The sequence below is a fragment of the Streptomyces piniterrae genome, from assembly GCF_005048155.1.
In the GTDB taxonomy this organism is placed as follows: domain Bacteria; phylum Actinomycetota; class Actinomycetes; order Streptomycetales; family Streptomycetaceae; genus Streptomyces; species Streptomyces piniterrae.
Genome location: NZ_SUMB01000012.1, coordinates 56,158 through 83,107, shown reverse-complemented (window position 1 = coordinate 83,107; position 26,950 = coordinate 56,158). Strand labels below are relative to the sequence as shown.

The window sequence follows — 26,950 nt, the reverse complement described above, 5'->3', positions numbered from 1 at the left end:
ACCATAGCCGTCGTCCACTGAGTGCACCGGTCGGCATTTCACTCGTACGGCCTTCCCCGCGCGCTCTGTGGCACGACCAGGAGCATCCATCATGGCGGGGGTGAATTCGCATTGCGCGGTTCACGAGGAGAGGGAGCGCAGATGACTGAGGTTGCGGTGGTTGACCGGTCCGTATCGGGAAAGGATCGGTCGCGGCCCGGCCGAGTCCTCCTGAGATGGCTCACCACGACCGACCACAAAGTGATCGGCAACCTGTACTTGGTCACCGCCTTCGGATTCTTCCTGTTCGGCGGAACACTGGCCATGCTCATGCGCGCGGAGCTGGCCCAGCCCGGCCTCCAACTGTTCTCGAACGAACAGTACAATCAGCTTTTCACCATTCATGGCACCATCATGATGCTGCTGTTTGCGACTCCCATGTTCGCGGGCTTCGCGAACGCGGTGATGCCGCTTCAGATCGGGTCCCCTGATGTCGCGTTTCCGCGACTCAATGCTTTTACTTACTGGCTCTTTCTGCTGGGCGGCCTGATGGTGGTGTCGGGCTTCATCATTCCCGGTGGGGCGGCCTCGTTCGGCTGGTTCGCCTACGCACCCCTCAACGGGGCGGTTTTCTCACCGGGAAAGGGCGGCGATCTATGGGCCATGGGGCTTGTCGTGGCAGGTCTGAGCACGATTCTGGGCTCGGTGAATTTCATTACCACGATCGTCTGTCTGCGCGCCCCCGGCATGACGATGTTCCGCATGCCCATCTTCACCTGGAATATCCTGTTCACCTCCATTCTCGCGCTACTGGCGTTTCCCGTACTCACGGCCGCGCTGCTCGTCCTGGAGGCGGACCGGAAGTTCGGCGCGCATGTCTTCGACTCCGCGTACGGGGGCGCATTGCTATGGCAGCACATGTTCTGGTTCTTCGGTCATCCGGAGGTGTACATCGTGGCCCTGCCATTCTTTGGCGTAATTTCCGAAATCATTCCGGTGTTCAGCCGCAAACCGATCTTCGGGTATATCGGAATGGTCGGCGCGACGATCGCCATCACCATGCTTTCCGCCAGCGTCTGGGCCCACCACATGTTCGCCACCGGAGGGGCCCTCCTGCCGTTCTTCGCGGCTCTTTCCTTCCTCATCGCCGTTCCGACCGGTGTGAAGTTCTTCAACTGGATCGGCACCATGTGGCATGGCAGCTTGTCGTTCGAGACACCGATGCTGTGGAGTGTGGGATTTCTGGTCTCGTTCCTGCTGGGCGGACTCAGTGGAATCCTGATCGCCTCGCCACCCCTGGATTTTCATGTGACGGACAGCTACTTCATCGTGGCGCATCTGCACTACGTGTTGTTCGGTACCGTCGTCTTTGCGATGTTCGGCGGGTTCTATTTCTGGTGGCCCAAGTGGACCGGAAAGATGCTGAACGAGAGGCTTGGCAAGATCCATTTCTGGACGTTGTTCATCGGATTCCAGGGAACGTTTCTCGTACAGCACTGGCTCGGTGAGATGGGTATGCCCCGCCGCTACGCCGACTATCTGGCGGCAGATGGCTTCACGACCTTGAACATGGTCTCCTCGATGAGCGCCTTTCTGCTGGGTGCCTCCACGCTGCCGTTCTTGTACAACGTCTGGCGCACCGCCCGCTACGCGCCGAAGGTCCAGATGGACGACCCCTGGGGTTTCGGGAGGTCATTGGAGTGGGCGACTTCCTGCCCGCCGCCTCGCCACAACTTCCATACGTTGCCGCGTGTCCGATCCGACTCCCCCGCATTCGACCTGCATCATCCAGAGGTGGCGGCCGGCGTGCCGACGTCCGACATCCGTTCCCGCTCCGAGCAGGGCGGCACACCCACCCCCGACACAAGGGGCGATAGCACGTGAAGATCGAAACGTATCTCTTCGGTGGTGTCGCGCTGTTCTTCGCCGTCACCTCCGTCGGCTATGCGTGGTGGTCGGACCTGGAACCGGCCGGCACCGCCGCGCTCATTGTGTCCTTCCTCATGTCGGGCCTTGTCTTCATCTTCTTCGGTGTGCAACGACGCAAGCACGGATCCCGTCCCGAAGACCACAAAAGCGCCGAGATCCTGCAGCGGTCGGGCCCGGTCGACTTCTTTCCGCCCCGCAGCGTCTATCCGTTTCTCACAGCGCTCGGATACTCAGTGACAGCACTGGGCGTCGTATTCGGCGCATGGCTCTTTCTGATCGGTGTGGGCCTTGTGGCCGGCGGCACCTTCGGCTTTATCTTCCAGCACGCGGACCGCGAGAGCTGAGACCATCCGCCTGCCATTCCCGCCCTTCCCTCTGCCCCTCCTCGTCCTTCGCTTCCTTCTCATCCTTGTGTTCCTGAAGGACAGGAAACTCCACCTGATCCCGGTAGTACCAGCGGCTCAGAGACAACTGCAATCGCTGTCGCCGGGGAAGGGTTTTGGCGGGTACCTCGGGATCCGGGAGGGGAAGCTGCGTCCTGCGAGCAAGCAGCGTAAGGCGCTCCGCAGCGGGCAGCGGCCGGTGCCCCTCGCTCAGGTCGCCATAAACGGACTGCTGGACCTGACCTGTTTCATCCCCTTCGATCAGGCGCTCACGGTCACGGTGCTGCAGAGCCAGGCAGAGCCACTTGGTGACGACGAAAGCCAATGGCGGGACCACCAGCACCGCCACCCGCAGTACCCAGGTCAGGGCGTTGATCGACAGGTCGAAGATGAACGCGACGACATCGTTCCCCCCGGCCAGGAGCAGCACTGCGTAAAAGGAGATGGCCGCCACACCGAGACCGGTACGCGTGTGCTGCTCACGCGGCCGGTCGCACAGATGCCGTTCACCTCTCTCAGGGGTCACCCATCTCTCGAAGAAGGGGTAGGCATACAGCACCCCGAAAAGCACCCCCGGAAGAGCGACAGCGGGAATGAAGACATTCCACATGATGGTGTGCCCCCACAGGTTCGTCTCCCAGGGAGGCATCAGACGCAGAGCTCCCTCGAGGAATCCCACGTACCAGTCGGGCTGCGCGTCGGTGGACACCTGATCGGCTTGGAACGGCCCGTAATCCCACACCGGGTTGATCTGGCCGAGCGCCCCGAGCACGGCGAAGACGCCGGACAGGATGATGAAGAGGCCGGTGGACTTGACGAGCCATTGGGGGAGCATCGGCTGCCCCAGCACGTTTTTGTTCGTTCTACCGGGACCTCGCCACTGAGTGTGTTTGAGATACACCACAAGAATGAGATGGACTGTCACGAGCGCGATGAGGATTCCGGGCACGAGCAGGATGTGCAGAACGTAAAGGCGCGGGATGATGACCTGACCGGGAAACTCGCCACCGAAGGCGAAGAAGGACAGATATGTCCCCACGACGGGAATGGATCCCATGATCGTGGCCGCGGTGCGCAGCCCGGTTCCGGAAAGCAGATCATCCGGAAGCGAGTATCCGCAGAACCCTTCCAGCAAGGCCAGGAGGAAGAGCGTCAGGCCGATCGCCCAGTTCCCCTCGCGGGGGCGTCGGAAGGCTCCGGTGAAGAAGATCCGCAGCATGTGCACGCCGATGGCGGCGAGGAACGTCAGCGCAGCCCAGTGGTGGATCTGCCTGATGAGCAGTCCGCCACGCACATCGAAGCTGATCCTCAGCGTGGAAGCGTATGCCTGCGTCATCCGGGTGCCCTGCAACGGCACGTACGAGCCTTGGTACGTGCTCTCGTTCATGGCCGGGTCGAAGAACAGGGTCAGAAAGACGCCGGTGAGCACCAACACCAGCAGGCTGTAGAGCGCCAGCTCACCCAGCAGAAAAGCCCAGTGATCGGGAAAGGCCTTGCGCAGGAGTTTGCCGGCCGAGGCTGCCGGCAGTCTGGCGTCCAGCCAGTGAAAGCTTCTTTCGGCGGCCTGTTGCAGTCGGTCGCTGAGCCGTACCGCACCCTTCCGAAAGGACATGAATCGCGCTCCCCTCAAGCCGCCAGCGCCGGAGCCGGTTTCGGCACATCGTCACGTGTCACACGCCGCACGGTGCCCCTCGGTGTTCGTCTCCGCGATGGCCGTGCCCGACCGAAATTCCTGACGTGTAGTCAGCTGCGCGAAGAACCTCATGGCCGGCAGCCGCACGGCGCGCCTGCCCGGCCGCCCGCGCCACTCGGATTCCCTGTCCCTGCCCGGCACTTCGCTATGTCTCCTCCTCCAGCCGGATGGATTTCCGGAGATCCTCGGCGGCTTTCCCGCCCTTTCCTTCGTAACCTTCCAGTAGCGCGGCAGCCACTGCGTCGAGCTTCCGCTGAATCGCATGCTCGGCACGGAGCTCGGAATTCTTGAGCAACGCCAGAAGAAGGAGCGTCACCGCCGTCATCGCATCCCCTACGAACAGCTGCAAATCGACCGGAAAATGCGCCAGATGAAAGGCGATGAACAGGCCGATGAGAGCGAGGCAGAAGACAAAGAAGGCTGGCGAACTGGTGAGAAGCGACGACTTCTGGGCCAGTTCGGCGAATCGGCCCCGTCGGTTGCCTCCTCTGCTGGCAGGGTGACGAAGGATCATGTCACCTGGATACTCGATGATCCCGCGGGCGGAACAGCGCCACGCCGCGCGCGGACACGTCCCCACCCTCTCCGCCGGGACCTTGTCGCCTGGCTGGCTCGTGGCCGTCGGAACGCGTGTCGCCCTGCCGCGACATTCAAGACGTGATCCGGTGACGCGGTGTGGCAGCGCCCATCGGAGACGGCTACGGCATACCCGGCAGGGGCAAAGGCCTGCCTATCGATCGAACATCCCGCGGCTGGCGGAATTCACCTCAGCCGGATCGATCCCGCGTACCCCCAAAGCGCCGAGGAAGTCCGGGAGAACGGCGGACATGTCCCCGTCGCCGGCAGCAGCATTACCCAGTAACCGTCATTCGTTCGGAGCCGCGGAAATGCCCCCAGTTCGGGTACGCCCGATCATGAGCTTTGCCTGGCGAAGGTCCAGGCTGCGCCCAGCGGGGCCCACCCTCCGGGGCCGGCCCCGAGCCCGCCGAAGCCAGGGCACGGGCCCATGCCCTGAGGGGCGGCCGCACCCCTTGCCAGCCGACCGTCGACCCAGCCGACTGTCGACCGGCAGTGGCACGGGCGGGCCCGCTCGCGGAGGCGACGCACTCCCGCTGCCCGATTCTCAGCGCGGGTTGAAGACCATACTCGCGAAGACAACGTTGCGGGGTGCCTGCTGCCCGGGCGCGAGGCGGTACTTCGTTCCTGCGCACTGCCTCTTCGAGTAGACGATGGCCGGCATCTTCGTGTTGTTGCGTGGTGCCCGCGCCTGTTGGGCCATGGAGAGGCACTTGCCTCCGGGGGGATTCGTCACCGAATAGAGCTTTCCGTTGGGCCCCTCCCAAATGAAAGGAGCGCTTTCGGCGGATGCGGCGACGGTGGGCAGGGTTACGGCGAAGAGGAGCCCTCCGAGGGCAACAGCCACGGGGCGGAAGAGGCGCATCACAGATCCAAGGGGTCTCGACGATAGGGCGATAGGACGCCAGGAAGCAGATGGAGCAAATCGGCATCAACGATGCCAAACAGCACCACTGGCATCAACGACGCTCGACGCCATGCGATACGCAAGCTCTCGTCGCGCCCGATCCGTTCGAGGCGGTGCGCGGCGAAGCGCACCGGGAAACCGCTGCCTCTGGCGGCGTTCCGTAGGGACCGTGATTCATCCGCGTGATTCATCCGACTGCCGTAGCCGAGCCGGCACCCCGGCCATCACGCCGGCCGTCACGCCGGGCGACGCTCCTGGACGAGTAGCCCGCCGCCGCAGGTTTTCCTGCCTCTCGATCGCAGCCCGGCCCCTCAACTCCCCCACTCATGAACGGACGCGGTGCATCCGGCCGGACAGTGGGTATGACATCTAGTAATTCGGTTCGGCGGCGCGGAAACCGCAGAAACGTGGAAAGTCGCCGTAGAAATCAGCCGTAACGATCCACCGCAGAGAGCCATTACAGAGATCGTCACGAGATCCGCCACAGAGATCCGTCACAGGTCCGCCACAGAGGTCCGCCACAGATCCCTCGCAGAGTTCCTCTCAGAGATCCCCTCAGGAAATCACCGCAGCAATTCCGCCTTGGCCGGGTGCCTCGCCGATCCGCCATGGTCATCCGCCTTGCGCTCCCGGGAGCCGCTCATGAAGCACACCAATCCCATGCCCGGCGACATCGGACTCACCCAAATATCCGGCGTCACCGGCCGGTTGATCCGCCTCGGCCAGTGGCTCAACGGAGACGGTTTCGCCGACTACCAACACGCCTTTCTGGTCCTGCCCGACAACCGCCTGCTGGAAGCCGTGCCCGGCGGGGCCCGCATCAGATCGCTCTCCGAATACACCGGCGCCAATGCGCTCTACGTCTGTCCGGAAGGACTCACCGAGCAGCAGCGCAGCGCCATCTGCGACGCGGCCACCCGATACATCGGAGTGCCGTACAGCTTCCTCGACTATCTCGCCATCGCGACCCACCGCTTCCACCTCCCCGTACCGGGACTGCGCCGCTACATCGCCAGCACCCGGCACATGATCTGTTCCCAACTCGTCGACCAGTGCTACCTGGATGCCGGTGTCCATCTCTTCGCCGACGGCCGCTGGCCCGGCTATGTGACACCGATGGCGCTGTACAAGCTGCTGGCCCACTGACCTGGGCAACTTCACGCAGCTCGGATCGCGTTGACGATCCGCGTAGCCGATCCATGCCGGGCCGTAGCCCGTCGTAGTCCTGCCATGCCGCGCGGTTGCCGGAACATCCCGCAACCGCCCGGCACGCACAACTCGCTACGTGACCACCCGCAGAGGCACCGACTTCAGCCCATGGATGAAGTTCGACACGAGCCGCTTCGGCGGACCTGCGACCGCCAGGCCGGGCAGCAGGTCGCACGTCTCCTCGTAGAGCACCCGCAACTGCAGTCGCGCGAAATGCGCGCCCAGGCAGACATGCGGGCCGTCGCCGAACGCGACATGGGAATTCGGGGTGCGGGCCAGGTCCAGTCGGTGCGGGTTGGCGAAGGCCCGCTCGTCGTAGTTCGCCGAGCCGTGAAAGACGACCACTTTGTCGCCGGCGCGTATCGGGCGGCCGGCCACTTCGGTGTCGCATGTCGCGGTCCGGCGGAAACTGAGCACCGGCGGGTGCCAGCGCAGCAGCTCCTCCACACCTGTCCCCTTCCCCACCGCCCCTGCGCGCAGCCGGCGGTACGCGTCCGGGTGCTCGGCCAGTGCCAGCAGGCCGCCGGGGGCCGCGCTGCGTACGGTGTCGTTGCCCGCGATGGTCAGCAGGAAGAAGAACATCTCCAGCTCGGGCGTGGCCAGTTCGCTGTCCGACGCGAGTACGGTCATGATGTCGTCGCCGGGGTGTTTCCGCTTGTGGGCGGCCAGTTCACGGGCGAAGGCGAACATGTCCTGCAGCATCGACGGCGAGCGCGGGTTGGCGGGCCGACCGTCCGGGCCGGCTTCGGACGGGCCGGCTTCGTCCGCGTCCTGGTAGCCGATGACGCGCCGGGTCCAGTCGAGGAGCAGGCCGCGCTCCGTGGCCGGTACGCCCAGCAGGTCGGCGAGGTTGAGCAGTGCGAAATCGTCCGTGACCTCGGTGACGATGTCGCACACCCCGTTCCCGGTGCGTGCCGTGTCGACCGCCGCCGCCAGCAGGTCACGGGCCCGATCGCGTACGACGGCCTCGAAGCGGTCGACCCGGTGACGGGTGAAGGCGCGGCTGACCAAACGTCGTAGCCGCCCGTGGTCCGGGGGGTCCTGATTGAGCATCATCCGGCGGATGAACGGCAGGTCGGCGGGATCAGGATCGCGGATCTGGGTGGCGCCGAGGTGCGAGGAGAAGGTGCGCGCGTCCTTCAGTACGCGTACGACATCGGCGTGTCGCGTGACGGCCCAGAAACCGGGACCGGCGGGCCAGCCGAGTACCTCGTGCTCCTCCTGCCAGGCCACGGGATGCCGATCGCGCAACAGGCGATACGCCGCGTGCGGCAGCCCGTTGGCGTAGCCGCGCGGGTCGAAGATGTCCGGCAGATCTGGGGCGTGCGGCGTGTCGTGCTCCGTGGCGCCTCCACCGGCACCGGGACCGGATCCGGCTCCGGCATCAGCACCGGGATCGGCTCCGGCTCCGGCGGCCGATGGAACAGTCATCCGGCTGCCGGCCTGTCGCTGCCCCTGCCGTCGCCGTCGGCCTCGCCCCCCTCGCCGTCCGCGCGCAGGAAATCCTCCACGGTCCGGATCAGCTCCAGAGGCGTCTCGTCCATGGCGTAGTGCCCCGCCGAACGCAACTCGGCCAACTCACCACTGCGGTACCACCGCATCCACGTCTGACGCATCAACTCGGTGGTCAGAGCGGGATCCAGCGCCCCGACCACCGCCAGAGCCGGTGCCTGCGCGCCCTCGGCCTCCGTATGGAAATCCTCCCCGGCCCAGGAGTCCAGCCAGGCCCGGAAGGCCTTCGGGTCGCTGCACTCCAGCGATCGCCGCACCATCCGTTCCAGCCACGCGGCAGGGCGTCGCCCTCCGGTGGTGAAGTCGATGATTGCCCTCCGGTTCTCCGGGGCGTGCGCGGCGGAGGAGAACAGCTCCCACTGTTGTGGCGGCAGTGGCAGCCCGGACGCGGGAACAGGGGAGATTCCGACGATCCTGCGTACGCGGTGCGGCGCCGCGGCCAGCACCCGTTGGGCGACGCTGCCGCCCATCGAATGGCCGATCACCGAGAACCGCTCCCAGCCCAGCCGGTCGGCGAGCGCCAGCACGTCGTCCGCCCCCTCGCCTGTGGTGTACGCGCCGAGCGCACCCTTCGCGTCGCCGTAGCCACGGAGGTCGACCAGCGCGTATTGGAACGCGTCCTGGTCGAGATCCGGCAGGACCGCGTCGAAGGCGGACCTGTCGGCGAACCATCCGTGGACGGCGATGACCTTGTGCGATCCCCCGCCGCGTAAGGCATGAGGCAGTACGAAGGAAGCCACACCCACTCCAAACGTATGAGGTGTCAGTGGTACGGGTCAGGACTTACGAAGCCATGGGTTGGGACATACGAACTCGTTGACCGCCATCGGAAGCGCAGCCTGCAGTCACGTCCGACCACATTGGCCGTAACGCCACCGCCCCGCAAGGGCGTCATGCGCGCCGCTACCACCCGCCGTGATTGGGCATGCCCCGGGTCCTTCCATCGGCCGGGGAGTCATCAACCACACGTACCCCCAAGGGCCTTGACCCCTACCCGCGCCGCTGATGTAATCGGCGATTACATCAGCCGAGGAGACATTCGATGCGCATACCGCGATTCCCGGAACCCGCCGCCACCGGCACGGTGACCATCCGGGCGACACCGGCCGAGGCGTACCGCATCATCAGCGATCCTCCCGTCATGATCCGCTTCGCCGAGGAGGCCCACCGCGCCCGCTGGCTGCGCGACGCCACGGCCCCGGCCGTAGGCGCCCGCTTCCGCGGCTACAACCGCAATGGCCTCCGTCGCTGGACCACCACCTGCCGTGTCACGGACGCCACGCCGGGCCGGCGCTTCGCCTACGAGGTGACGGCGCCGCTCGGGATTCCCATCTCCCGCTGGCAGTACGACATCGAGCCCAGCGGCGAGGGCTGCACCGTCACCGAGACGAACTGGCTGCGGGTCCCGGCGTGGTTCATCCCGTTCGCCATCCTGATCACCGGTGTCTTCGACCGCATGGGCACCAACGACACCAATATCGACACCACGCTTCAGCGCCTGAAGGCCCATCTGGAGGCGGCGGCGGCGCCGAGCGTCGCGTGATGGCGGCTTAGAGGGGGGCTGGGCGCGACGACCCTTAGGGGTTGTTCGAACAGATCCCCTAGGGGATGCGAAGGCCCCCTGCGGGTCCACAACGCGGGGGCGGGGGGCGGTATTCCCGCGGACGGACATTCATGCAGGCGGCAGCTCGGTGGGCCGCAGGCCCGGTGGGCCGTGGGCCTGTGCCCCGAGGGGCGTGGGCCTGTGCCCCCAAGGCCCATAGCCCGGTGGGCCGAAGACCTGTCGGCCGTATAGCGCCTACTTGCTCAGTACATTCGCGGCGACGATGAACAGTCCGAGCAGCATGTCCACGCCGCCGACCCGGCACGCCGCCCACCAGCCCCGTCCGGCGGCCCGAGCCGCCCACACTCCCCAGCCGAACAGCGCCACCGTGTTGATGGTCAGGGCGACTGCCTCCGCCGTATCTTCCGACCACCATTTGGCGTACGCGCCGAGCAGCACGGCGGTCGTCGGCAGCGCCGCTGCCACCAGCGGCCATTCGGTCAGCATCGACCGTACAGCGTTCATGGTGACCGCCGGCTCGTCGGCCGTACGGTGGGCGATCGCGTGCGCGTAGCCGTGCGCGGCGGCGGACGCCACGGCCGCCAGCAGCACCCACAGCACATCGTATCCGGGATCGGGCGGCGCGCCGTCGTGCGTCAAGGCGGCCACCAGGGTGCTGGCGAGTACCGATCCGTAGACCCCGCCGAACAGCAGCCGCTGCAAGCGGGTTTCCCGCCGGCCAGGAGGCACGGATTCGCTGACGTTGCCCGACAAGGCGCCACCTCACAGGGGCAGGACCGACTTCACGGAATGCGTGGATGGGTGTGGAGGAGGGGGTCTGGTGGAGGGGTGGGGCGGAGTGGAGGGATGTATACGAGGTGTAGCAGCAATTGGGGTGGATCTACTTGCGCCAACGCCGCAATGGCCCTTGTTCCACCCTCACTGCCGCAACGGATTCGGGCTCGGAAGCCTTGTATCAGAACCCTCGGAACCGCCACGGCACCCCCGGATCCGCCATGGCCGGCCGCCGCCCTGCAAGCGCTCGGCCCCGCGCCTTTCCCCTCCGTAGGACAGGGCTCCCCCGTCCCCCGCCTTCGGAGATCCGCCGGCCACACGGACCCGCAGCCGCGTGAGGAGGCGCCATGACTGTCCGTATCACAGCCTTCAACACCGAGAATCTCTTCCGCAGGCCCGGGTTTTCGCAGTCGAGGATTCCGAGGAGCGCCGAAAGACGCTGAGGACTTCGTGTCTCTGGTCGCCACACTCGACCACGAGACGCGTATGACGGAGGAATAGAGAACATCGTCGAAATGCTCGATCGAGAAGTGCGATGCACCTGACTCCCAGTCAAAGATGCGGCCGATCCTGGTGAACGAGACCCACGGAGGCGCCATGCTCTGCAAAGTCAGGCAGGGTGGTGCCATCGAGTCGTCGCCAAGGGGCGGCGCAACTGGGCCGGTTGGGCCGAACTCGTACGTGACGACCTCAACTGGAATGCCGTGCAGAACACCGCCCGGGTCATCGCCGAAGGCGACGCCGATATTCTGATCACGGCGAGGTCGAGGGCCGGCTCGCTCTGCATCGCTTTAACGTGCAGGTGCTGGGCGATCTGATGGGCAGGAGCGTTCCAACGAACGCCAGGCCCACGCGAAGCGGGTCAAGGAGATCTACAAGGCCGGGCTCGCCGACCTGCGAGGCGGGCGCGCGTGAGGGTGAGGGCAAGGGGTCAGGACTCTCGCACCACACATCACCCCTGCACTTGCCGACACATGCGCCCGGAATTCGCGACCAGTGTCCGAAAAATTCCCGATCAAGCAATTCCGAGCAGCGCCCGGAAATATCCAATGAAGGCGCCTTGATCACTGATCGCCCAATCCATTCCCGATCCATTCCCGCGGGCGCACGCGCGAAAACACAGCACGTCGCCATACCGCAAGGGTTTGCCGATGTGACATGCGCCGACGTCAGAAGTCTTGACCCTTGTTAACCCGGAGGTAACCATTCCGCATACGGCTCGGCGTTCGACATTGCCGACCCCGGTTCGGGTTGCAACCCGATGTGAGAAAGGTTCAACCCCATGCGTCTGCGCTCCCGTCTCCAGATTCTGACCGCTGCCGCCGCCGCGGCCGCCCTCGCTTTTCTGGGCACTGCCGCCACCGCTCATGCCGACGTCACCGATATCCCCCCGGCCGGCGCCAATAACTGGTCGTGCAAGCCCAGCTCGGCGCATCCTGAACCGGTCGTGCTGGTCAATGGCACGTTCAAGACCATGGCGGAGAATTGGGCCACGCTCTCGCCGCAGCTCGCGGACGCCGGCTATTGCGTATTCGCCTTCAATTACGGGCACGCCGCCACCGACCCCATTCCGGACTCGGCGGCCGAGCTGCGCGACTTCGTGAACGCCGTGCTCGGCTCGACGGGAGCGCGCAAGGCGGACCTGGTCGGCCACAGTCAGGGCGGGATGATGCCGCGCTACTACATCAAGTTCCTCGGCGGGGCGACCAAGGTGGACGACCTGGTCGGGATCGTGCCCTCCAACCACGGCACCTCGAACCCGCTGGCTCTCGTGGCCGGAGCGACGGTCTGTCCGTCCTGTGTGGACCAGACCACCGGCTCCGAGCTGCTCCAGAAGCTCAACGCCGACCCCGAGGCGCCCGCGGGTCCTGACTACACACAGCTCGCCACCAAATACGACGAGGTCGTGGTGCCCTACACCAGCTCCTTCCTGAGCGGCCCGGCCGACCACGTCACCAACGTCCGCCTCCAGGACAAGTGCCCGCTCGACCTGACCGAGCACGACCAGGCCACGAAGGACCCGGTCGTCGCCCAGTGGGTGCAGCGTGCCCTCGAGCGCCAGGGCCCGGCCGATCCAGCCTTCCAGCCGCACTGCGTCGGCTGACCACGACCCAGGAGCCGAACACAGCCGAGGAGCCGAACACAGCCCCCGGCCCGCCGGCCCCCCCGGCCCCCCGACCCCCGCCCTGCACGTCAGAGCGGGGGCCTCGGCGTTTCAGGGCGGGGGCCACCACGATCGGGGCCCTCGGAGCGGAGGCCTTTGCGGCTCAGAGCAGCGGAGGACTTTGCAGCTCAGAGCAGCGGTCTCTGCATCTCAGAGCAGCAGTATCTGCGCCTCAGAACGCAGGCGTCTTCGGCATCGGCGTATGCATCGGCTGTTCCGCCCAGATCGTCTTGCCGTCGCGTACGTAGCGGGTGCCCCAGCGCTGGGCGAGCTGGGCGACCAGGAAGAGGCCGCGGCCGCCCTCGTCCGTGATGCGGGCCTGACGCAGGTGCGGGGACGTACTGCTCCGGTCGGAGACTTCACAGATGAGGTCGCGGTGGCGGATGAGTCGCAGGGTGATCGGCCCCTCGCCGTAGCGGTAGGCGTTGGTGACCAGTTCACTGACGAGGAGCTCGGTGGTGACGGACATCTCGTCGAGCTGCCACTCGGTGAGCTGATGCGTCGTCAGACTTCGCGCCTCGGCGGCCGCCGTGGGTTCCGCGGGCAGCTCCCAGGTCGCCACCTTCTCCGCCGCCAGGGCACGGGTACGGGCGATGAGCAGGGCGACGTCGTCGCCGGGACGTTCGGGCAGCATCGCCTCCTCGACCGCCGTGCACGTCTCCTCCAAGGTGCGGGCGGGAACGGTCAGCGCCTCGCGCAGCCGTGCCAGTCCCTCGTCGACGTCCTGCTGGCGGGCCTCGACAAGGCCGTCGGTGTAGAGGGCCAGGAGGCTGCCCTCGGCCAGTTCCAGCTCGGTGGACTCGTACGGCAGCCCGCCCAGGCCGAGCGGCGGGCCGGCGGGAACATCGGCGAGGCTCGCCTCTCCGTCCGGTGTCACCACCACGGGCGGCAGATGGCTGGCGCGCGCCAGGGTGCAGCGGCGGGAGACCGGATCGTAGACGGCGTAGAGGCAGGTGGCGCCGATGAGCTGCGGGGACTGTGTGCCGGTGGCTTCCTGCTCGACGGCGAGGCGGTCCACGAGGCCGTCGAGCTGGGCGAGTACCTCGTCCGGAGCGAGATCGAGGTTGGCCAGTGTGTGTACTGCGGTCCGCAGCCGTCCCATGGTGACCGCGGCGTGGGTGCCATGGCCGACCACATCTCCGACGACGAGGGCGACGCGGAGCCCGGAGAGCGGGATGACATCGAACCAGTCGCCACCGACACCCGCGGCCGGATCGGCGGGCCGGTAGCGGTGGGCGACCTCGGCCGCCGGATGCCCGGGCACCTCTCCCGGGAGCAGGCTGTGCTGGAGGGTCAGCGCCGCCTGGTGCTGCTGGGTGTAGCGGCGGGCGTTGTCGATGCAGAGGGCGGCGCGGGAGGCGAGCTCCTCCGCGAGGGTGAGGTCGTCCTCCTCGAAGGGTTCGGGCCGTCGCGATCTCCACAGGCCGAGCGTGCCGAGCACCAGCCCGCGCGCGGCCAGCGGCACCACCATCAGCGAGTGGAGGCCCTCGCTGAGGACGCGCTCGGACCGCTCGGCGTCGTCGGCCAGCCAGGGCAGACGGCTGTCCCGATACGTTTCGAGGACCGGGCGGCGCTCTGCCAGGCACCGGAGATGCGGCGCCTGCGGCGGGAAGGCAATCGTTTCGCCGACCGGATACATCACCTCCGCCGCCTCCGACGAGATGCCGCGGATCGCCATCCTGCGCATCGGTTCGAAGGTCCCCTGAACCGGCTCCTCGCCACGGTTGACCGGCTCCAGCAGGTCGACGGAGGCGTAGTCGGCGAGGTCGGGCACCACCACCTCGGCCAGTTCGCGGGCGGTGGTCGGCACGTCCAGCGTGGTTCCGATGCGGGCGCTGGCCTCGTTGAGCAGCGCCAGCCGGCGGCGGGCCCGGTAGCGGTCGGTGACGTCCTCGACCGTCTGCGCCACGCCGAGGACCCGGCCGGAGGAGTCCTGCATCCGGAACGCGGAGGACGACGCGACCAGCTCCTGCTCGGGGGAGGTGAGGATATGGACGGGCTGCTCGGCGAAGATGGAGGACTTCCCGGACTCCAGCACTTCGCGCATCTGGGCCTCGACCGTCTCCGCGTCGGGCTGGAAGAGGAAGTCGTTGGCGCGCAGACCACGGTGGTTCTCGGCCGGGACCCCGCTGAACTTCGCGATCGCCCGGTTGACCCGCAGAAGGCTCAGGTCAGGAGCGTAGATCGCCAGTCCGATGGGCGACCGCCGGAACAGTCCGTCCAGCACCGACCGGTCGGTCTCCCACTGGACCACCTCCTGCGCCGGGGCGCCGACGACGTACCACTCGTAGGTGGCATCGGGGCGTACGACGATCCGGGCCCGGCACCCGATCTCCACGCGATTCCCGTTGCGGTGGCGTACCGGCACGATGCCGAACCATCCCTGGTCGCGAAGGCAGAGTTCCACCGCGGCCAGTACGGCATCGCGGTCCCGGGAGTTGTCCACCAGGACGTCGTCCGCCGGCCGGCCGATCACCTCGTCGGGTGCGTAGCCGAGCAGCGCCTCGGCCCGCTCGCTCCACCCGACGATCAGCCCGCGGGCATCGATGACGACCGAGGCTGCGCGACGCGCGGCGAAGGGGTCTTCCGGCCCCTCGCTGAACGTCGACGGCGATGCGTCCATCATCACCACCTTGTGCCTTCCGAGTGGCACCGGGACGACGCGGCGCCGCCCGGGGGGACTCCCCACCGTGACCCGATGGCAGGACCTACGATGCTGCACCCAGTATCGGCCTCGCGGACGAACCTCGCCCTCCGTCGTGCGTGGAAAGCGGGGCGTCACCTCGCCACCGGCTCCGCCGGCCGGTCCGCTCACCACTGGGCCGGGTATCCGTCAATGCGCCGATCGGGTGGCAGAGCACATGGCTCTCGACGGACGTGGGTACTTCCTCGTCGGCATCGCCGACCAGCCGCCGATGCCGACGAGGAGGCAGAGCATGTACGCGAGCGTGGGCGACCGGATCCTTGTTCACGGGCGGATCGTCGGTCAGCACGATCGAAGCGCGGAGATCATCGAGGTGTTGGGGGACGGGGGCGGTCCTCCCTACCGCGTCCGATTCGAGGACGGTCACGAGACCTTGATGAGCCCTGGTCCGGACACGGTCGTCCGGCCCTTCTCCGCCGCAGAGGAGTAGGCGGCTCGTTCAGAGAAGTAGGCGGCTCGTCTCGGTCGGCGGGCGGCCGTGGCCGGGCCCGCTCACTCCTGGCAGGTGTCCAGCATGTCGGTGAGCTTGGCCTTCTCGGGCCCGGTCACGTTCAGTCGGTAGAGGTGCTTGATGTCGATCCAGGCCCGTGCGTAGGTGCACCAGTACGTGAACTGCGGGGCCCACTGGTCCGGGGACTTGTCGCCCTTCTGCCGGTTGCTGGACGCGGAGACCGCGATGAGCTGCGGGTCCTTGAGGTCGTTGGCGAAGCTCTTGCGTTGCGGTGTGGTCCACTCGTCGGCGCCGGAGCGCCAGGCGTTGGCCAGCGGCACGATGTGGTCGATGTCGAGCTGCCCCGCCGACGTCAGCGTCTTGTCGTCGTACTCGCTGAACCAGACCCCGGCGGTCGCCCGGCACATGTCGTCCTGCTCGACGTTCTCGCCGTCGCGGGCGAGGACGACCTCGCGGGTGTCGCACTGGCCGTTCTGCTTGATCCAGTGCGGGAACTTGGCGCGGCTGTAGCCGTCCATCGAATGGGGTGCCTCGATGCGCAGCTCGACGAGTTCCTCGCGGGCGACGGCGGCGGTAGAGGGCTCCGGCAGGTCCGGTGGCGCCAGGCGGGAGACGGCGGCGTCGGGTGTCGTTGCGGCAGCGGGTGTGGTTGCTGTGGCGGGGGCGATGGCGGGGAGACTCAGGAGGACCAGGGAGACTGCTGTGGCGGCAACTCGGCGCCGCCAGTGGCTACTTGGCATGTAAGGGACATAGCCAAGAGAAACGATTCCCTATGTCGGCATTCACCCGATAGTGGGCGAGTCGCACGATTAGCGCCATTGGGCGGGCTGGAATTCGCCCAAGAACCGGGGCTGTGCGCGCATGCGTGCACAGCCCCGGTCCGCGTCGGTATCCGTTACGGCCCCCACGTCTGCGGGACCGGGGTGCACTGGAGGGCGAGGCCGGCGCCGAGTGCGGCGACTTCGGTGTTCTCGGAGGCCTTGTTCACCAGGGACGGCTTGCAGAGCATCGGGGCCACCGCATCCTCCTCCTCACGCAGGTCGCGCCAGGTGGTGGCGGGCGTGAGCGAATGCGGCGCACGGCAGCCCAGGTTGACCATTCCGTCGAAGAGGGTGCCGCGGGTGCAGATCTTCACGATGCCGCCCCCGTCCACGAACTCCTGGGGCGTGGGCCCGTGTTGGCGGGTCGCCGACGCGGCGGGGGCGAGGGCTAAGGTCGCGCCGGTGGCGACGATCGCCGAAGCCAGTGCGGCATAAACGGTACGGGGGCGCATGGCGTGGGTTCCTCCTGGTCGGCCGGTGCTGTCCGGGGCGACGCCGGGGGATGACGTCGACCGGTCACCTGAGAGTTCGTTGAGCGTTCGTACTGATTGGCCAACGATCGGACAAATGATGAGGGACGCCTGACGGTCGACAATTCGCCGACATGGGTGACCCCGTCAGCGAGGAGGGGCCGCCGACACAAGGGTGCTGCCGCGGCATTGATTTATCCTTACGGATGCGTAAGTTTACTTCGGAGTAAGATGCTTGCGTCCAAGGCTCCGGAGCTGACCATGGGCAGTATCGGCACAGACCTCAGAACCGCCGGGCGACGGCCCGAGCTCGCCGGGCGGGTCACCGTCGAGCTCATCCGCGAGGGCGGTGTGGTGCGGGAGGTACGGGCCGACCCGCTCGTGACGACCCCCGGTGACGGCAGCCTGGCCGACATCCCGTTCACCAACGCCGCCGAGGCGCCCCGCCACGTGGTGGTGCGGCGCAAGACCGACGGCCGCTGGCAGCCGGTCACCGCGGCCGAATTCGCCCGCCAAGTCGGCGCGGTGGCACGGGGGTTGGTGGCCGCCGGACTCGCGCCGGGCGACCGGGTGGCCCTGATGTCGCAGACCCGCTACGAGTGGACCGTCCTCGACTTCGCGATCTGGGCGGCCGGCGGTCTGAGCGTACCGATCTACCCCACCGCGTCCGCCGAACAGGTCCGGTGGATCCTGCACGACTCGGCGGCGGTCTTCTTCATCGTCGAGACCGCCGAGGACGCGCGGACCGCCAGGAACGCCATGGCCGGGCTGGACCACTCGCGCCGCATCTGGCAGATCGACGACGGTGCGCTCGACGAACTCGCCCGCATCGGGCGGGAGATATCGGACCGGGTGCTGACGGCACGCCGGCGGGCGCTGGGCCCGGACAGCATCGCCACTCTCGTCTACACCTCGGGCACCACCGGTATGCCCAAGGGCTGTGTGCTGACCCACGGCAATCTGCACGCCGAGGCCGCCAACCTCGTACAGCTGCTGCGCCCGGTCTTCGTCGAGGCCACCCGCCAGACGCCGGCCACCCTGCTGTTCCTGCCGCTGGCGCACATCCTGGGCCGGGCGATCCAGGTGGCCTGTCTGCTGGACCGGATCACGATCGGGCTGTGGCCCAGCATCACACCCGAGGAACTCCGCCCCGAACTGGCGGCGTTCCGGCCGACCTTTCTCGTCGCCGTGCCGTATTTCTTCGAGAAGGTCCACGACACCGCGCGGGAGACCGCGGACCGCATGGGCCGGGCCGCGTCCTTCGTACGGGCCGAGCGGATCGCCGTGCGGTACGGGGAGCGGCAGCACCACCGCATGCTGGGGACCGGCCGCGGGCCCGGACTCGGACTCCGCCTCGCGAAGCGCCTTTACGACCTGCTGGTCTACCGCCGGGTCCGCAAGGCGCTGGGCGGCCGGTTGCGGTATGCCATCAGCGGCAGTTCCTCGCTGGACCCCCGGCTCGGGATGTTCTTCTTCGGCTGCGGAATCCTGATCTACGAGGGCTACGGGCTGACGGAGACGACGGCCGCCGCGACCCTCGCCCCGCCGCTGGCCCCGCGCCCCAAGACGGTCGGACTGCCGGTGCCGGGCACCGCCGTGCGTATCGCCGATGACGGGGAAGTGCTGGTCAAGGGCCCGATCGTGTTCGGTGCGTACTGGAACAACCCGGCCGCGGCGCAGGCGATGCTGAGCGGTGGCTGGCTGGCCACCGGCGACCTCGGGCGGCTCGACGACGACGGTTATCTCAGCATCGTCGGCCGCAAGAAGGACATTCTGATCACCAGTGGTGGCAAGAACGTGTCCCCGGCTCTCCTGGAGGACCGGCTGCGCGGCCGTCCGCCGATAGGGCAGTGCATGGTGGTCGGCGAGGGCCGGCACTTCGTCGGCGCCCTGATCGCCCTGGACGCCGAGGCGATGGCGCACTGGCTGTGGGTCCGCGGCCGTCCGATCGATACGCCGTTCTCCCAACTCCGGGAGGATCCGGAGCTGTTGGCGGATATCCAGCAGGCCGTCGAGCATGCGAACCAGGCCGCTTCGCAGGCCGAGTCGATCCGCGCGTTCCGCCTCGTCGACGGGGCGTTCACCCAGCAGAACGGGCTGCTGACTCCTTCGCTGAAGATGCGGCGGCATGCCGTGGCCGCCGCGTACGCGGACGAGATCGAAGCCCTCTACGGCGGCTCCCGCGGTGAGACCCGCAACGGGGAGGCGCTCCACAGCGGCCTGCACGGTGGCCCGCGTGGTGGCCTTCTCGGCGATCGGAACAGCCGGCGGTCAGGACGGTAGGCCGCCTGGCCCACAGCGCTCGCCGCGCCCCGCCCGCTGCCATACATTGCCGTGAGATGCCGCCGAACTGCCCCTGACCTGCACCTGACCTGCACCAAGCCGAAAGGGCTCGCTCGCCATGCCGATCCCGCACCCCCCGGCCTCGCTCAGGGTCATGACCCGCAACGTCTATATCGGTGCCGATCTCTCGCCGGTCTTCCACGCCATCAACGCCGATCAGCTCATCGCCGGCGTGGACACGGTGTTCAGAAGCGTGCAGGCCACCGACTTCCCCGCCCGCGCCGAGGCGCTGGCCGGTGAGATCGCCGGTGCCGACCCGCACCTGGTCAGCCTGCAGGAGGTCGCACTGTGGCGCAGCCGGACGCCGGCCGATCTCGACCACACCCCCAACGCCACCGATGTCGAGTTCGACTTCCTGGAGATCCTGCTCGACAGGCTGGCCGCCCGCGGCAAGCACTACGAGGCCGTGGCCACGGCGATCGGGGGCGACTACGAGGCGCCGCGGCGTACCGCCGTCGGCGGCCTCCAGGACATCAGGCTCACCGACCGCGATGTGCTGCTGGCCCGCACCGACCTGCCCGAGGAGGAGTTCTCCGTCGCCCATGCGCAGGCGGACCGGTACGAGGCGCATGTGCAGATCACCAGCGGGCCGCTCAGCGGCACCGTCGTGCCGCGGGGCTGGGTCGCCGCCGACGTCACCGTGCACGGCCACACCATCCGCGTGGTCGGCACACACCTGGAGCCCGTCGACCCCGCCGTCCAGATGGCCCAGGGCAGGGAACTGCTCGACGGGCCGCTCGACACCACCCTTCCCCGGGTGCTCGCGGCGGATCTCAACTCGGCTGCCGACGGCGTCGGCGCGCTGCCCGGCAGAACGGACACCCGCACGCACCACGACATCCTGGCGGCCGGCTTCACCGACGCCTGGACCGCCGCGCACGACGCCGAGCCCGGCTTCACCTGCTGCCGGCCGGCGGATCTGCGTGACGGGATGACCAACCTCGGCCAGCGCATCGACTACGTGCTCTTCAGCGGCGCCCTCACCGTCCTGGCGACGAACCGGGTGGGGGAGGCACCGGGGGCCCTGACGCCGTCGGGGCTGTGGCCCTCGGACCACGCCGGGGTCTGGAGCGTCCTCCAGGTGCACTGACGGGTGTGCGTCCTCCGGGTGCACTGACCGTTACTCGTGCCCTTCGAGCAGCCCCTTCAGCTTCTGCTCGTTCCGCGGCATCTCCTTGCGCGCATGCGGGCGAACGACGAGCGGACCGAGCATCTTGCCGATGCCGTGCGTCTCGAATTCGAGGGAGAGGGTCACGCGCGACCGCTCGCCGTCACCGAGCGGCTCGATGGTGCCCTTCACATCTCCGCGGACGGGGCCGTCCACGCCGCGCATCCGCCAGCTCCGCGGCGGATCCAGCTCGGCGACCTCCGCGGTCATCGGGAATTCCCGGTGGCCGATCTTCCGGGTCACCACGACCCGTGAACCCACTTCGAGCGGGGCGTCGCCCACCGGGGTCACCGAGGCGACGCTCTCCTGCCACTCGGGGAGATGCGAGGGGTCGGTGACATAGGAGAAGACGTCTTCGGGACGGCGCGAGATGTCGATGGTTTCCTTGATCGCGGTCATTTCGCCCCCTTCATTGCGAATTGTCCGCTTATTGTGGTTTCTTACGAATGGTCCCACGAGGGTGGCCGCCGCGCCAGGCTGCGCGGACCGGCGCCGGGGCGTTGCGGACCGGCGCACGCTATGGGGGCGATACGGGGCGGCGACCACCCGGCCGTCACCAGGCCGCAGGCACGTAATCCTTGAGGAAGCAGCCGAACAGGTCCTCACCGAGCTCACCCCGGACGATCGGGTCGTACACCCGGGCCGCGCCGTCGACCAGGTCGAGCGGGGCGTGGAAGCCCTCCTCGGCCAGCCGCATCTTGTCGGGGTGCGGGCGCTCGTCGGTGATCCAGCCGGTGTCGACGGCGGTCATCAGGATGCCGTCGGTCTCCAGCATCTCGCGGGCGCTGGTGCGGGTGAGCATATTGAGCGCGGCCTTGGCCATGTTGGTGTGCGGGTGTCCCGCGCCCTTGTAGCCGCGGCTGAACTGGCCTTCCATCGCGGACACGTTCACCACGTACTTACGGCGCGCGGGCGCCGCGGCCATCGCCGGGCGCAGCCGGCTCACCAGCAGGAACGGCGCGGTCATATTGCACAGCTGGACTTCCAGGAGCTCGACCGGGTCGACCTCGTCCACCTTCTGGATCCAGCTGTTGGTCGAGTGCAGGTCGGGCACCAGCCCGCCGGCGTCGATCGCGGTGCCCGCCTCGATACGGGCGGGCGAGGCCGAGCCGCTGGTCAGGGCGAGGGCCGTGAGGTTCTCGGCGGTCAGCGCGGACTGCCCGGCGGGCGCGGCGGCGGGGAGGGCGGCGGGCGCGCCGCTGCCGTAGTGGCCGATGACCAGGGACGCCGGCAGCTCTCCGGCGGGCAGCGGCGCGGACTCGGCCGCGATCAGCTGTCCGTACGCCTCGGGCGACCGGCGGACGGTCTGCGCGGCGTTGTTGATCAGGATGTCGAGGGGGCCTTCGGCGCTGACGGAGTCGGCGAGCGCGATCACCTGCGCCGGGTCGCGCAGATCGATCCCGACGATCTTGAGTCGGTGCAGCCACTCCGCGCTGTCCGGCATCGCCTTGAAGCGGCGGACCGCGTCGTTCGGGAAGCGGGTGGTGATGGTGGTGTGCGCACCGTCGCGCAGCAGCCGCAGCGCGATATACATGCCGATCTTCGCCCGGCCGCCGGTCAGCAGCGCGCGCCGTCCGGTGAGGTCCGTACGGGCGTCGCGGCGCGCCCGGTTCTCCTTGGCGCAGGGCTGGCAGAGCTGGTGGTAGAAGGCGTCGACCTCGACGTACCGGCTCTTGCAGACGTAGCAGGACCTGGGCCGCTGCAGAATCCCGGCGATCTCCGTGGTCACCGAGCTGGTGAGGGACAGGCCCAGGGTCTCGTCGTCGATCCGGTCGGCGGCTCCGGTGGCGGTGGCTTCGGTCACCGCCCGGTCGTTGGCCGTCTTGGCCGCCCGGCGCTCCTTGCGGCGGCGCTGCTTGACCGTACGGAAGATGCCGGCGGTGGCGCGCCGTATGGTGATCGCGTCTGGGTGGTCGAGCGGCAGCGCGTCGAGTTCTTCGAGGACGCTCAGACAGACCGCCATCCGCTCGGCGTCGATGCCTTCGACGTCCGCGCCGGGGTCGATTCCCGCGCCATCGGCCCGGCCGTTCTCTGTCACCGTCATCGCCGTGCCGCTTTCGTGGGATCGTCTGTTCTATTCAAGCTCCGGCGGAACTTTACGTACACGGGGGCGGCTGCGCCAAACCCGGCGGGAAAGGACAGGGCGCCGGGCGTGCCGGAGAGCCGCCGCGCGGGCTGCGGTGGCCGATCGGTGCAGGCCCGGCCGTTACGGGCGGGGAGTTGGCGGCGCCGTCTCGACTTCCGTGGCGATGATCACGGGCAGATCGAGGGGCAGGGCGGTGACTCCGACGGCGGTGCGGGCGTGACCGCCGGCCTGCGGCCCGTGGACATCCAGGATCAGGTCCGAGCAGGCGTTCATGACGAGCGTCGTCTGCGGATAGCCGGGCTCGGCGTTGACGAAGCCGGTCACCGTGAGCCAGGCCGTCACGGCATCGAGGCTGCCGAGGGCCCGTCGCAGGCTGGCGAGGACGGCCAGCGTGGCGAGCCGAGCCGACTCCTGTGCGGCTTCGAGCGGCACCTCGCCGGGAACCTTCCCGAACGGCCCGGCGGGCTTGCCGTCCGGGGTGAGGGCACCATGACCGGCCACGAACGCCCGGTCCCGGCGGACGCGCACCCATGCGAAGGGGAGCTCAAGACCCGGCGGTCGCTGAAGCTCCGCGGGCAGGGTCAGCCCCAGCTCGGCAAGCCGTGCCTCGGCCGGCATGGCACCTCCCTCACCGCACGGCGACCGGAACGATGCCAGTCTCGGCCCGTCCGCTCGGCCCCGCCTCCGGGACGGGGGGCCGAGCGGCCGGGCCGAGTGGCGGCGGTCCGCCCCGGGGAACGGACACCGACGGGAACTCATAGACACTTCCCGCCAGTTGACGGTACGTCAGGCAGCGCGCCCGCTCAGCCGCCCGCCCCGGACATCACCGCCACCGCCCGCGGCTCCCGCTCCTCCCCCTCCGTCTCGGGTTCGGGTTCGGGTCCGTCGACAGGCGTCGCCGTGGGCGCCTTCATGAACAGCACGAGGACCGTGCTCAGCAGATGCAGCGCCGCGTAGATCCACATGACCCCCTGGATGCCGAGCGACCCGATGAACACCGTGCCGATGAGCGGGCCGAAGGCCATGCTGGCGCCGGCGCCCAGGGTGTACGCGGACATGACCTGGCCCTTGCGTTCCGGGGCCTGGGTGGTCATGAGCGGGGGCAGCGGGACGTATCCGGCCATGCCGACGCCCAGCGCTCCCGCGGCGATCGCGACGAGCAGGTAGTCGTGGCCCACGGTCGCGGGCACGTAGTACAGCGCCAGGCAGGCCACTGCGGAAACCACGCCGCCGAGCCAGGCGACCGTCTTGCGTCGGCTCCATTTGTCGCCGACGGCGCCGAAGGTGACGACGCAGGCGAGATTGCTGACCATCATCACGATGAGCAGCGACGCCCACTCCTCGGCGGAGAAGCCCACCCGGTCGACGAGGTACAGCGGGACGAAGACCCACACTCCGAACTGCGAGGTGGTGTTGATGAGCCGGACGACGGCGCCCATGCCCACCCGCGGCTTGGCGAACATGACGGTGAAGCAGCCGGTGAGCGTGCGCACCAGGCTGGTGCGCTCCGACCCCTTGGACAGGCCCTGGAAACCGGAGCGTTCGCGCAACAGGACCAGAACGACCAGGGCACCCGCGACGATCATCGCGAGCGAGATCCACAGCGTGTCGTAGAAGCCGATCACGGGCTTGAGGAGGGAGACCAGGGCGGAGCCGAGGACCGGGTAGCCCATGGTGAAGCAGAACCAGAACCAGCCCAGCGCCTTGCCGAGTTGCCGTTCCGGGGCGCCGGCCATGATCCAGACCATGAACCCGTAGGCGAACAGCGGATAGCCGAAGCCGCGCAGGCCGTAGGTGAGCAGGATCAGCGGGTACGAGTGGGCCGGAATGGCGACCGCGAGCATCAGCGCGTGGCAGACCACCCAGCAGGCGGCACCGGCCATCATCACCTTGCGCGGCCCCCACAGGTCGGACAGCCCGCCGGCCAGGAAGGCGCCGACGGCGGCGGTGATGCCGTAGAGCGTGAAGACGATGCCGACGCTCGCTTCGGCGAAGCCGAGGTCGGTCTTGAAGTACGTGGGGAGATAGCTGGTCTCCACACCGTCGCCGATCATGAACAGCAGCACGCCGACGTAGCCCCAGAGGAGAGCTCGGGGTATTCCGGCGTAGGTGGAGTGGGACGGGGACAGCACGGCGGTGGGACCTCCTGACAGGCCGGGCGGATGCCCGAGAGTGGTCACCACCCTGAACAGCTTCTCAATAAATTTCAATGGCTTCACAGAAAGTGTGTGATGTTCTATGGTGCGAGGAGAGCGGTTCGAAGAACGAAGGAAAAGAGCGGGGGCGACCAGCGATGAGACCGAGTCGTGGTTCCGAGGCCGAGGTGGAGGAGCGCCGCCAGGCGGTGCTGCGCCAGGTCGCCGAAGAGGGCGAGGTCCGTATCGCCGACCTCGCCGAGCGGCTGCACGTCAGCGTGATGACCATGCACCGTGACCTGGACAACCTCAACGAGCGGCAGCTGATCCGCAAGGGCCGCGGGGTCGCGACGTCCTTCTCCAACGTCACGATGGAGAGCGCGCTGCGCTTCCGCGAGCACAGCAACATGCCGGCCAAGGCCGCCATCGCGGACGCGCTCGTGGACGAGATAGCCCCGGGCAGCACGGTGCTGATCGACTGCGGTTCCACGCTCTTCCCGCTCGCCCGCCGGATCGCCGGGATGGATGGGATACGCGTGATCACCAACTCGCTGCGCATCACCTACCTCCTGTCCGGCTCACCCGCCGAGGTCACCCTCCTCGGCGACCGGTTCTACGAGGACTTCGAGTCGTGCGCGGGACCGCAGACCCGGCGCCAGCTGGAGCACATCCGCGCCAACGTCGCCTTCGTCACCGCCACATCGGTCAGCGCCGGCCGGCTCTTCCACCCGGTGCGCGAGTACGCGGACAACAAGGAGGCCTATCTGCAGGCTGCCGATCGTGCCGTGCTCGCCGTCGACCACAGCAAGTTCGGCCGTACGGCCACCTACGCGTACGGCGATGTCAGCGGCTACGACCTGCTGGTCACGGACACCGCGACGCCCGAGGAGGAACTCCGGTCCGTCCGCGACCTCGGCGTCGAGATCCGCGCCGTCGAACCGGAGAGCTGAGCCACCCGGCAAGGTTCCCGGCCCGCTCTCCCAGGCGCACCGATCCCGCTCTCCCCCAGACAACCGCTTCCCCCCAGAAACCCCCGGCTTCCCCCCGGCCCCCCGAAAGGCCCCTCTCCATGCGTGCCGTCGTCATCGAAACCCCCGAGCACTACGGGGTCACCACCGTCCCCGACCCCACCCCGGGGCCCGGCGAGGTCGTCGTCGCCCCCGCCGCGGTGGGGATCTGCGGCACCGATGTGCACATCGTCCAGGGCGAGTTCGCGCCCACGCCGTACCCGATCATTCCCGGTCATGAGTTCACCGGCGAGATCGTCGCGCTCGGTGCGGGAGTGACCGGCCTGCGCACCGGGGAGCAGGTCGCGGTCGACCCGTCGCTGTTCTGCGGCGCCTGCCACTACTGCTCCATCGGGCACGGCAACCTGTGCGAGCGGTGGGGGGCGATCGGCGACACCGTGGACGGGGCGATGGCCGAGTACGTCAAGGTGCCGGCCGCCAACTGCTACCGGCTGCCGGAGAGCGTGGACGTCGTCCAGGGCACCCTGATCGAGCCGCTGTCCTGCGCCGTACGCGGCTTCGACGTGCTGCCGCGCCGCCTCGGTGACCACTACCTGATCTACGGCGCGGGCACCATGGGCCTGATGATGCTTCAGCTCGCCAAGGCGGCGGGCGCCGCTTCGCTGTCCGTCGTCGACATCAACAAGGACCGGCTGCGGATCGCCGAGCGGCTCGGCGCGGACGCCACCGGCGCGGACGCCGACGCCCTGGACCGGCCGCAGGGCTGGGAGACCGTGATCGACTGCACCGGCGTCATCCCGGTCATCGAGGACGGACTGACCCGGGTGCGCCGCGGCGGAACCTTCCAGCAGTTCGGCGTCGCCCCCTCGGCCGCGAAGGCGTCCTTCTCCCCGTTCAGCGTCTACAACGACGAGATCACCATCGTCGGTTCGATGGCCGTCCTGCACAGTTTCGGCCGTGCGGTGGACCTGATGGCGAAGGGCGTCATCGACGCCGACACCATGATCACGCACAGCTTCGGACTGGACGAGTTCCCCGCCGCGCTGCAGGCGTTCCGTGACGGCTCCGGCCGCAAGATCCAGATCCGCCCCGCCGGCTGAGACCGGCGCTCCCT

General features: G+C 68.1%; 23 protein-coding genes. 11 read left to right on the top strand and 12 right to left on the bottom strand.

Features of this window, described 5'->3' with window-relative positions:
* Nucleotides 1-141: 141 nt before the first annotated feature.
* Both ctaD and ctaF read left to right on the top strand, forming a co-directional pair.
* Complete coding sequence (gene ctaD, locus FCH28_RS29520) at nt 142-1,863, top strand: aa3-type cytochrome oxidase subunit I (protein WP_136743245.1); 1,722 nt, start codon at nt 142-144, stop codon at nt 1,861-1,863.
* Entirely contained in the window at nt 1,860-2,252 is a 393-nt protein-coding gene (ctaF, locus tag FCH28_RS29515) for an aa3-type cytochrome oxidase subunit IV (protein ID WP_136743244.1), read from the top strand. The genes ctaD and ctaF overlap by 4 nt, the downstream gene beginning before the upstream one ends.
* Here ctaF and qcrB read toward each other — a convergent pair.
* Both qcrB and FCH28_RS29505 read right to left on the bottom strand, forming a co-directional pair.
* Nucleotides 2,221-3,903 (bottom strand): cytochrome bc1 complex cytochrome b subunit, encoded by a 1,683-nt coding sequence (gene qcrB, locus FCH28_RS29510; protein ID WP_136743243.1) that lies wholly within the window; start codon nt 3,901-3,903, stop codon nt 2,221-2,223. The genes ctaF and qcrB overlap by 32 nt on opposite strands.
* A gap of 226 nt (nt 3,904-4,129) precedes the next feature.
* A complete protein-coding gene (locus FCH28_RS29505; protein ID WP_136743242.1) occupies nt 4,130-4,498 on the bottom strand; it encodes a low affinity iron permease family protein in 369 nt (122 codons plus the stop codon).
* A gap of 977 nt (nt 4,499-5,475) precedes the next feature.
* On the opposite strand from FCH28_RS29505, the gene FCH28_RS38315 reads away from it, so the two are divergent.
* Nucleotides 5,476-5,631, top strand: a complete 156-nt coding sequence (locus FCH28_RS38315) for a hypothetical protein (RefSeq protein WP_169314277.1) — start codon at nt 5,476-5,478, stop codon at nt 5,629-5,631.
* Between the two features lie 478 nt (nt 5,632-6,109).
* On the top strand, nt 6,110-6,613 hold the full coding sequence (locus FCH28_RS29495) for a C40 family peptidase (protein WP_136743240.1): 504 nt from the start codon (nt 6,110-6,112) through the stop codon (nt 6,611-6,613).
* Between the two features lie 135 nt (nt 6,614-6,748).
* Here FCH28_RS29495 and FCH28_RS29490 read toward each other — a convergent pair whose 3' ends face one another.
* Entirely contained in the window at nt 6,749-8,107 is a 1,359-nt protein-coding gene (locus FCH28_RS29490; RefSeq protein ID WP_136743239.1) for a cytochrome P450, read from the bottom strand.
* Nucleotides 8,104-8,928: an alpha/beta fold hydrolase gene (locus tag FCH28_RS29485; RefSeq protein ID WP_136743238.1), complete on the bottom strand. Its 825-nt coding sequence runs from the start codon at nt 8,926-8,928 to the stop codon at nt 8,104-8,106. The genes FCH28_RS29490 and FCH28_RS29485 overlap by 4 nt, the downstream gene beginning before the upstream one ends.
* 302 nt (nt 8,929-9,230) lie before the next feature.
* On the opposite strand from FCH28_RS29485, the gene FCH28_RS29480 reads away from it, so the two are divergent.
* Nucleotides 9,231-9,731: an SRPBCC family protein gene (locus FCH28_RS29480; protein WP_136743237.1), complete on the top strand. Its 501-nt coding sequence runs from the start codon at nt 9,231-9,233 to the stop codon at nt 9,729-9,731.
* A 255-nt stretch (nt 9,732-9,986) separates the two neighbouring features.
* On the opposite strand, the gene FCH28_RS29475 is transcribed toward FCH28_RS29480, so the two are convergent.
* Nucleotides 9,987-10,505: a hypothetical protein gene (locus FCH28_RS29475; protein ID WP_246103346.1), complete on the bottom strand. Its 519-nt coding sequence runs from the start codon at nt 10,503-10,505 to the stop codon at nt 9,987-9,989.
* A 1,303-nt stretch (nt 10,506-11,808) separates the two neighbouring features.
* Between FCH28_RS29475 and FCH28_RS29470 the strand changes: the two genes are divergently transcribed.
* Entirely contained in the window at nt 11,809-12,630 is an 822-nt protein-coding gene (locus FCH28_RS29470; protein WP_136743236.1) for an alpha/beta fold hydrolase, read from the top strand.
* 232 nt (nt 12,631-12,862) lie between these two features.
* Here the strand turns inward: FCH28_RS29470 and FCH28_RS29465 are convergent, their stop codons facing one another.
* Nucleotides 12,863-15,313, bottom strand: coding sequence for a SpoIIE family protein phosphatase (locus tag FCH28_RS29465; protein WP_136743235.1), 2,451 nt, complete (start codon nt 15,311-15,313; stop codon nt 12,863-12,865).
* 313 nt (nt 15,314-15,626) lie between these two features.
* On the opposite strand from FCH28_RS29465, the gene FCH28_RS29460 reads away from it, so the two are divergent.
* Entirely contained in the window at nt 15,627-15,824 is a 198-nt protein-coding gene (locus tag FCH28_RS29460; protein ID WP_136743421.1) for a DUF1918 domain-containing protein, read from the top strand.
* 62 nt (nt 15,825-15,886) lie between these two features.
* On the opposite strand, the gene FCH28_RS29455 is transcribed toward FCH28_RS29460, so the two are convergent.
* Both FCH28_RS29455 and FCH28_RS29450 read right to left on the bottom strand, forming a co-directional pair.
* Nucleotides 15,887-16,585, bottom strand: a complete 699-nt coding sequence (locus tag FCH28_RS29455; protein WP_136743234.1) for an HNH endonuclease family protein — start codon at nt 16,583-16,585, stop codon at nt 15,887-15,889.
* A 155-nt stretch (nt 16,586-16,740) separates the two neighbouring features.
* Nucleotides 16,741-17,118 carry a hypothetical protein gene (locus FCH28_RS29450; protein ID WP_136743233.1) on the bottom strand — a complete coding sequence of 126 codons (378 nt, stop codon included), beginning with the start codon at nt 17,116-17,118 and terminating at the stop codon, nt 16,741-16,743.
* Between the two features lie 249 nt (nt 17,119-17,367).
* Between FCH28_RS29450 and FCH28_RS29445 the strand changes: the two genes are divergently transcribed.
* The gene (locus FCH28_RS29445; protein ID WP_425472024.1) at nt 17,368-19,419 is read left to right on the top strand and encodes an AMP-dependent synthetase/ligase; all 2,052 of its coding nucleotides are present in this window, start codon (nt 17,368-17,370) and stop codon (nt 19,417-19,419) included.
* A gap of 154 nt (nt 19,420-19,573) precedes the next feature.
* On the top strand, nt 19,574-20,569 hold the full coding sequence (locus tag FCH28_RS29440; protein ID WP_136743232.1) for an endonuclease/exonuclease/phosphatase family protein: 996 nt from the start codon (nt 19,574-19,576) through the stop codon (nt 20,567-20,569).
* A gap of 30 nt (nt 20,570-20,599) precedes the next feature.
* Here the strand turns inward: FCH28_RS29440 and FCH28_RS29435 are convergent, their stop codons facing one another.
* From FCH28_RS29435 to FCH28_RS29420, 4 genes are all read right to left on the bottom strand, one after another.
* Nucleotides 20,600-21,046 (bottom strand): SRPBCC family protein, encoded by a 447-nt coding sequence (locus tag FCH28_RS29435; RefSeq protein WP_136743231.1) that lies wholly within the window; start codon nt 21,044-21,046, stop codon nt 20,600-20,602.
* A gap of 154 nt (nt 21,047-21,200) precedes the next feature.
* Nucleotides 21,201-22,691 carry an SDR family NAD(P)-dependent oxidoreductase gene (locus tag FCH28_RS29430; RefSeq protein WP_136743230.1) on the bottom strand — a complete coding sequence of 497 codons (1,491 nt, stop codon included), beginning with the start codon at nt 22,689-22,691 and terminating at the stop codon, nt 21,201-21,203.
* A gap of 162 nt (nt 22,692-22,853) precedes the next feature.
* Nucleotides 22,854-23,351 carry a RidA family protein gene (locus tag FCH28_RS29425; protein WP_136743229.1) on the bottom strand — a complete coding sequence of 166 codons (498 nt, stop codon included), beginning with the start codon at nt 23,349-23,351 and terminating at the stop codon, nt 22,854-22,856.
* A gap of 185 nt (nt 23,352-23,536) precedes the next feature.
* On the bottom strand, nt 23,537-24,916 hold the full coding sequence (locus FCH28_RS29420) for an MFS transporter (RefSeq protein WP_246103345.1): 1,380 nt from the start codon (nt 24,914-24,916) through the stop codon (nt 23,537-23,539).
* A 110-nt stretch (nt 24,917-25,026) separates the two neighbouring features.
* On the opposite strand from FCH28_RS29420, the gene FCH28_RS29415 reads away from it, so the two are divergent.
* Nucleotides 25,027-25,818: a DeoR/GlpR family DNA-binding transcription regulator gene (locus FCH28_RS29415; RefSeq protein WP_136743228.1), complete on the top strand. Its 792-nt coding sequence runs from the start codon at nt 25,027-25,029 to the stop codon at nt 25,816-25,818.
* A gap of 119 nt (nt 25,819-25,937) precedes the next feature.
* Complete coding sequence (locus FCH28_RS29410; RefSeq protein ID WP_136743227.1) at nt 25,938-26,936, top strand: zinc-dependent alcohol dehydrogenase family protein; 999 nt, start codon at nt 25,938-25,940, stop codon at nt 26,934-26,936.
* Nucleotides 26,937-26,950: the final 14 nt, after the last annotated feature.

What these genes read in the sequence shown, in the direction of transcription:
- ctaD (WP_136743245.1), top strand. Translation starts at nt 142, where the DNA reads ATGACTGAGGTTGCGGTGGTTGACCGGTCCGTATCGGGAAAGGATCGG.
- qcrB (WP_136743243.1), bottom strand. Translation starts at nt 3,903, where the DNA reads ATGTCCTTTCGGAAGGGTGCGGTACGGCTCAGCGACCGACTGCAACAG.
- FCH28_RS29505 (WP_136743242.1), bottom strand. Translation starts at nt 4,498, where the DNA reads ATGATCCTTCGTCACCCTGCCAGCAGAGGAGGCAACCGACGGGGCCGA.
- FCH28_RS38315 (WP_169314277.1), top strand. Translation starts at nt 5,476, where the DNA reads ATGGAGCAAATCGGCATCAACGATGCCAAACAGCACCACTGGCATCAA.
- FCH28_RS29495 (WP_136743240.1), top strand. Translation starts at nt 6,110, where the DNA reads ATGAAGCACACCAATCCCATGCCCGGCGACATCGGACTCACCCAAATA.
- FCH28_RS29490 (WP_136743239.1), bottom strand. Translation starts at nt 8,107, where the DNA reads ATGACTGTTCCATCGGCCGCCGGAGCCGGAGCCGATCCCGGTGCTGAT.
- FCH28_RS29480 (WP_136743237.1), top strand. Translation starts at nt 9,231, where the DNA reads ATGCGCATACCGCGATTCCCGGAACCCGCCGCCACCGGCACGGTGACC.
- FCH28_RS29470 (WP_136743236.1), top strand. Translation starts at nt 11,809, where the DNA reads ATGCGTCTGCGCTCCCGTCTCCAGATTCTGACCGCTGCCGCCGCCGCG.
- FCH28_RS29465 (WP_136743235.1), bottom strand. Translation starts at nt 15,313, where the DNA reads ATGGACGCATCGCCGTCGACGTTCAGCGAGGGGCCGGAAGACCCCTTC.
- FCH28_RS29460 (WP_136743421.1), top strand. Translation starts at nt 15,627, where the DNA reads ATGTACGCGAGCGTGGGCGACCGGATCCTTGTTCACGGGCGGATCGTC.
- FCH28_RS29455 (WP_136743234.1), bottom strand. Translation starts at nt 16,585, where the DNA reads ATGCCAAGTAGCCACTGGCGGCGCCGAGTTGCCGCCACAGCAGTCTCC.
- FCH28_RS29450 (WP_136743233.1), bottom strand. Translation starts at nt 17,118, where the DNA reads ATGCGCCCCCGTACCGTTTATGCCGCACTGGCTTCGGCGATCGTCGCC.
- FCH28_RS29445 (WP_425472024.1), top strand. Translation starts at nt 17,368, where the DNA reads ATGCTTGCGTCCAAGGCTCCGGAGCTGACCATGGGCAGTATCGGCACA.
- FCH28_RS29440 (WP_136743232.1), top strand. Translation starts at nt 19,574, where the DNA reads ATGACCCGCAACGTCTATATCGGTGCCGATCTCTCGCCGGTCTTCCAC.
- FCH28_RS29435 (WP_136743231.1), bottom strand. Translation starts at nt 21,046, where the DNA reads ATGACCGCGATCAAGGAAACCATCGACATCTCGCGCCGTCCCGAAGAC.
- FCH28_RS29430 (WP_136743230.1), bottom strand. Translation starts at nt 22,691, where the DNA reads ATGACGGTGACAGAGAACGGCCGGGCCGATGGCGCGGGAATCGACCCC.
- FCH28_RS29425 (WP_136743229.1), bottom strand. Translation starts at nt 23,351, where the DNA reads ATGCCGGCCGAGGCACGGCTTGCCGAGCTGGGGCTGACCCTGCCCGCG.
- FCH28_RS29415 (WP_136743228.1), top strand. Translation starts at nt 25,027, where the DNA reads ATGAGACCGAGTCGTGGTTCCGAGGCCGAGGTGGAGGAGCGCCGCCAG.
- FCH28_RS29410 (WP_136743227.1), top strand. Translation starts at nt 25,938, where the DNA reads ATGCGTGCCGTCGTCATCGAAACCCCCGAGCACTACGGGGTCACCACC.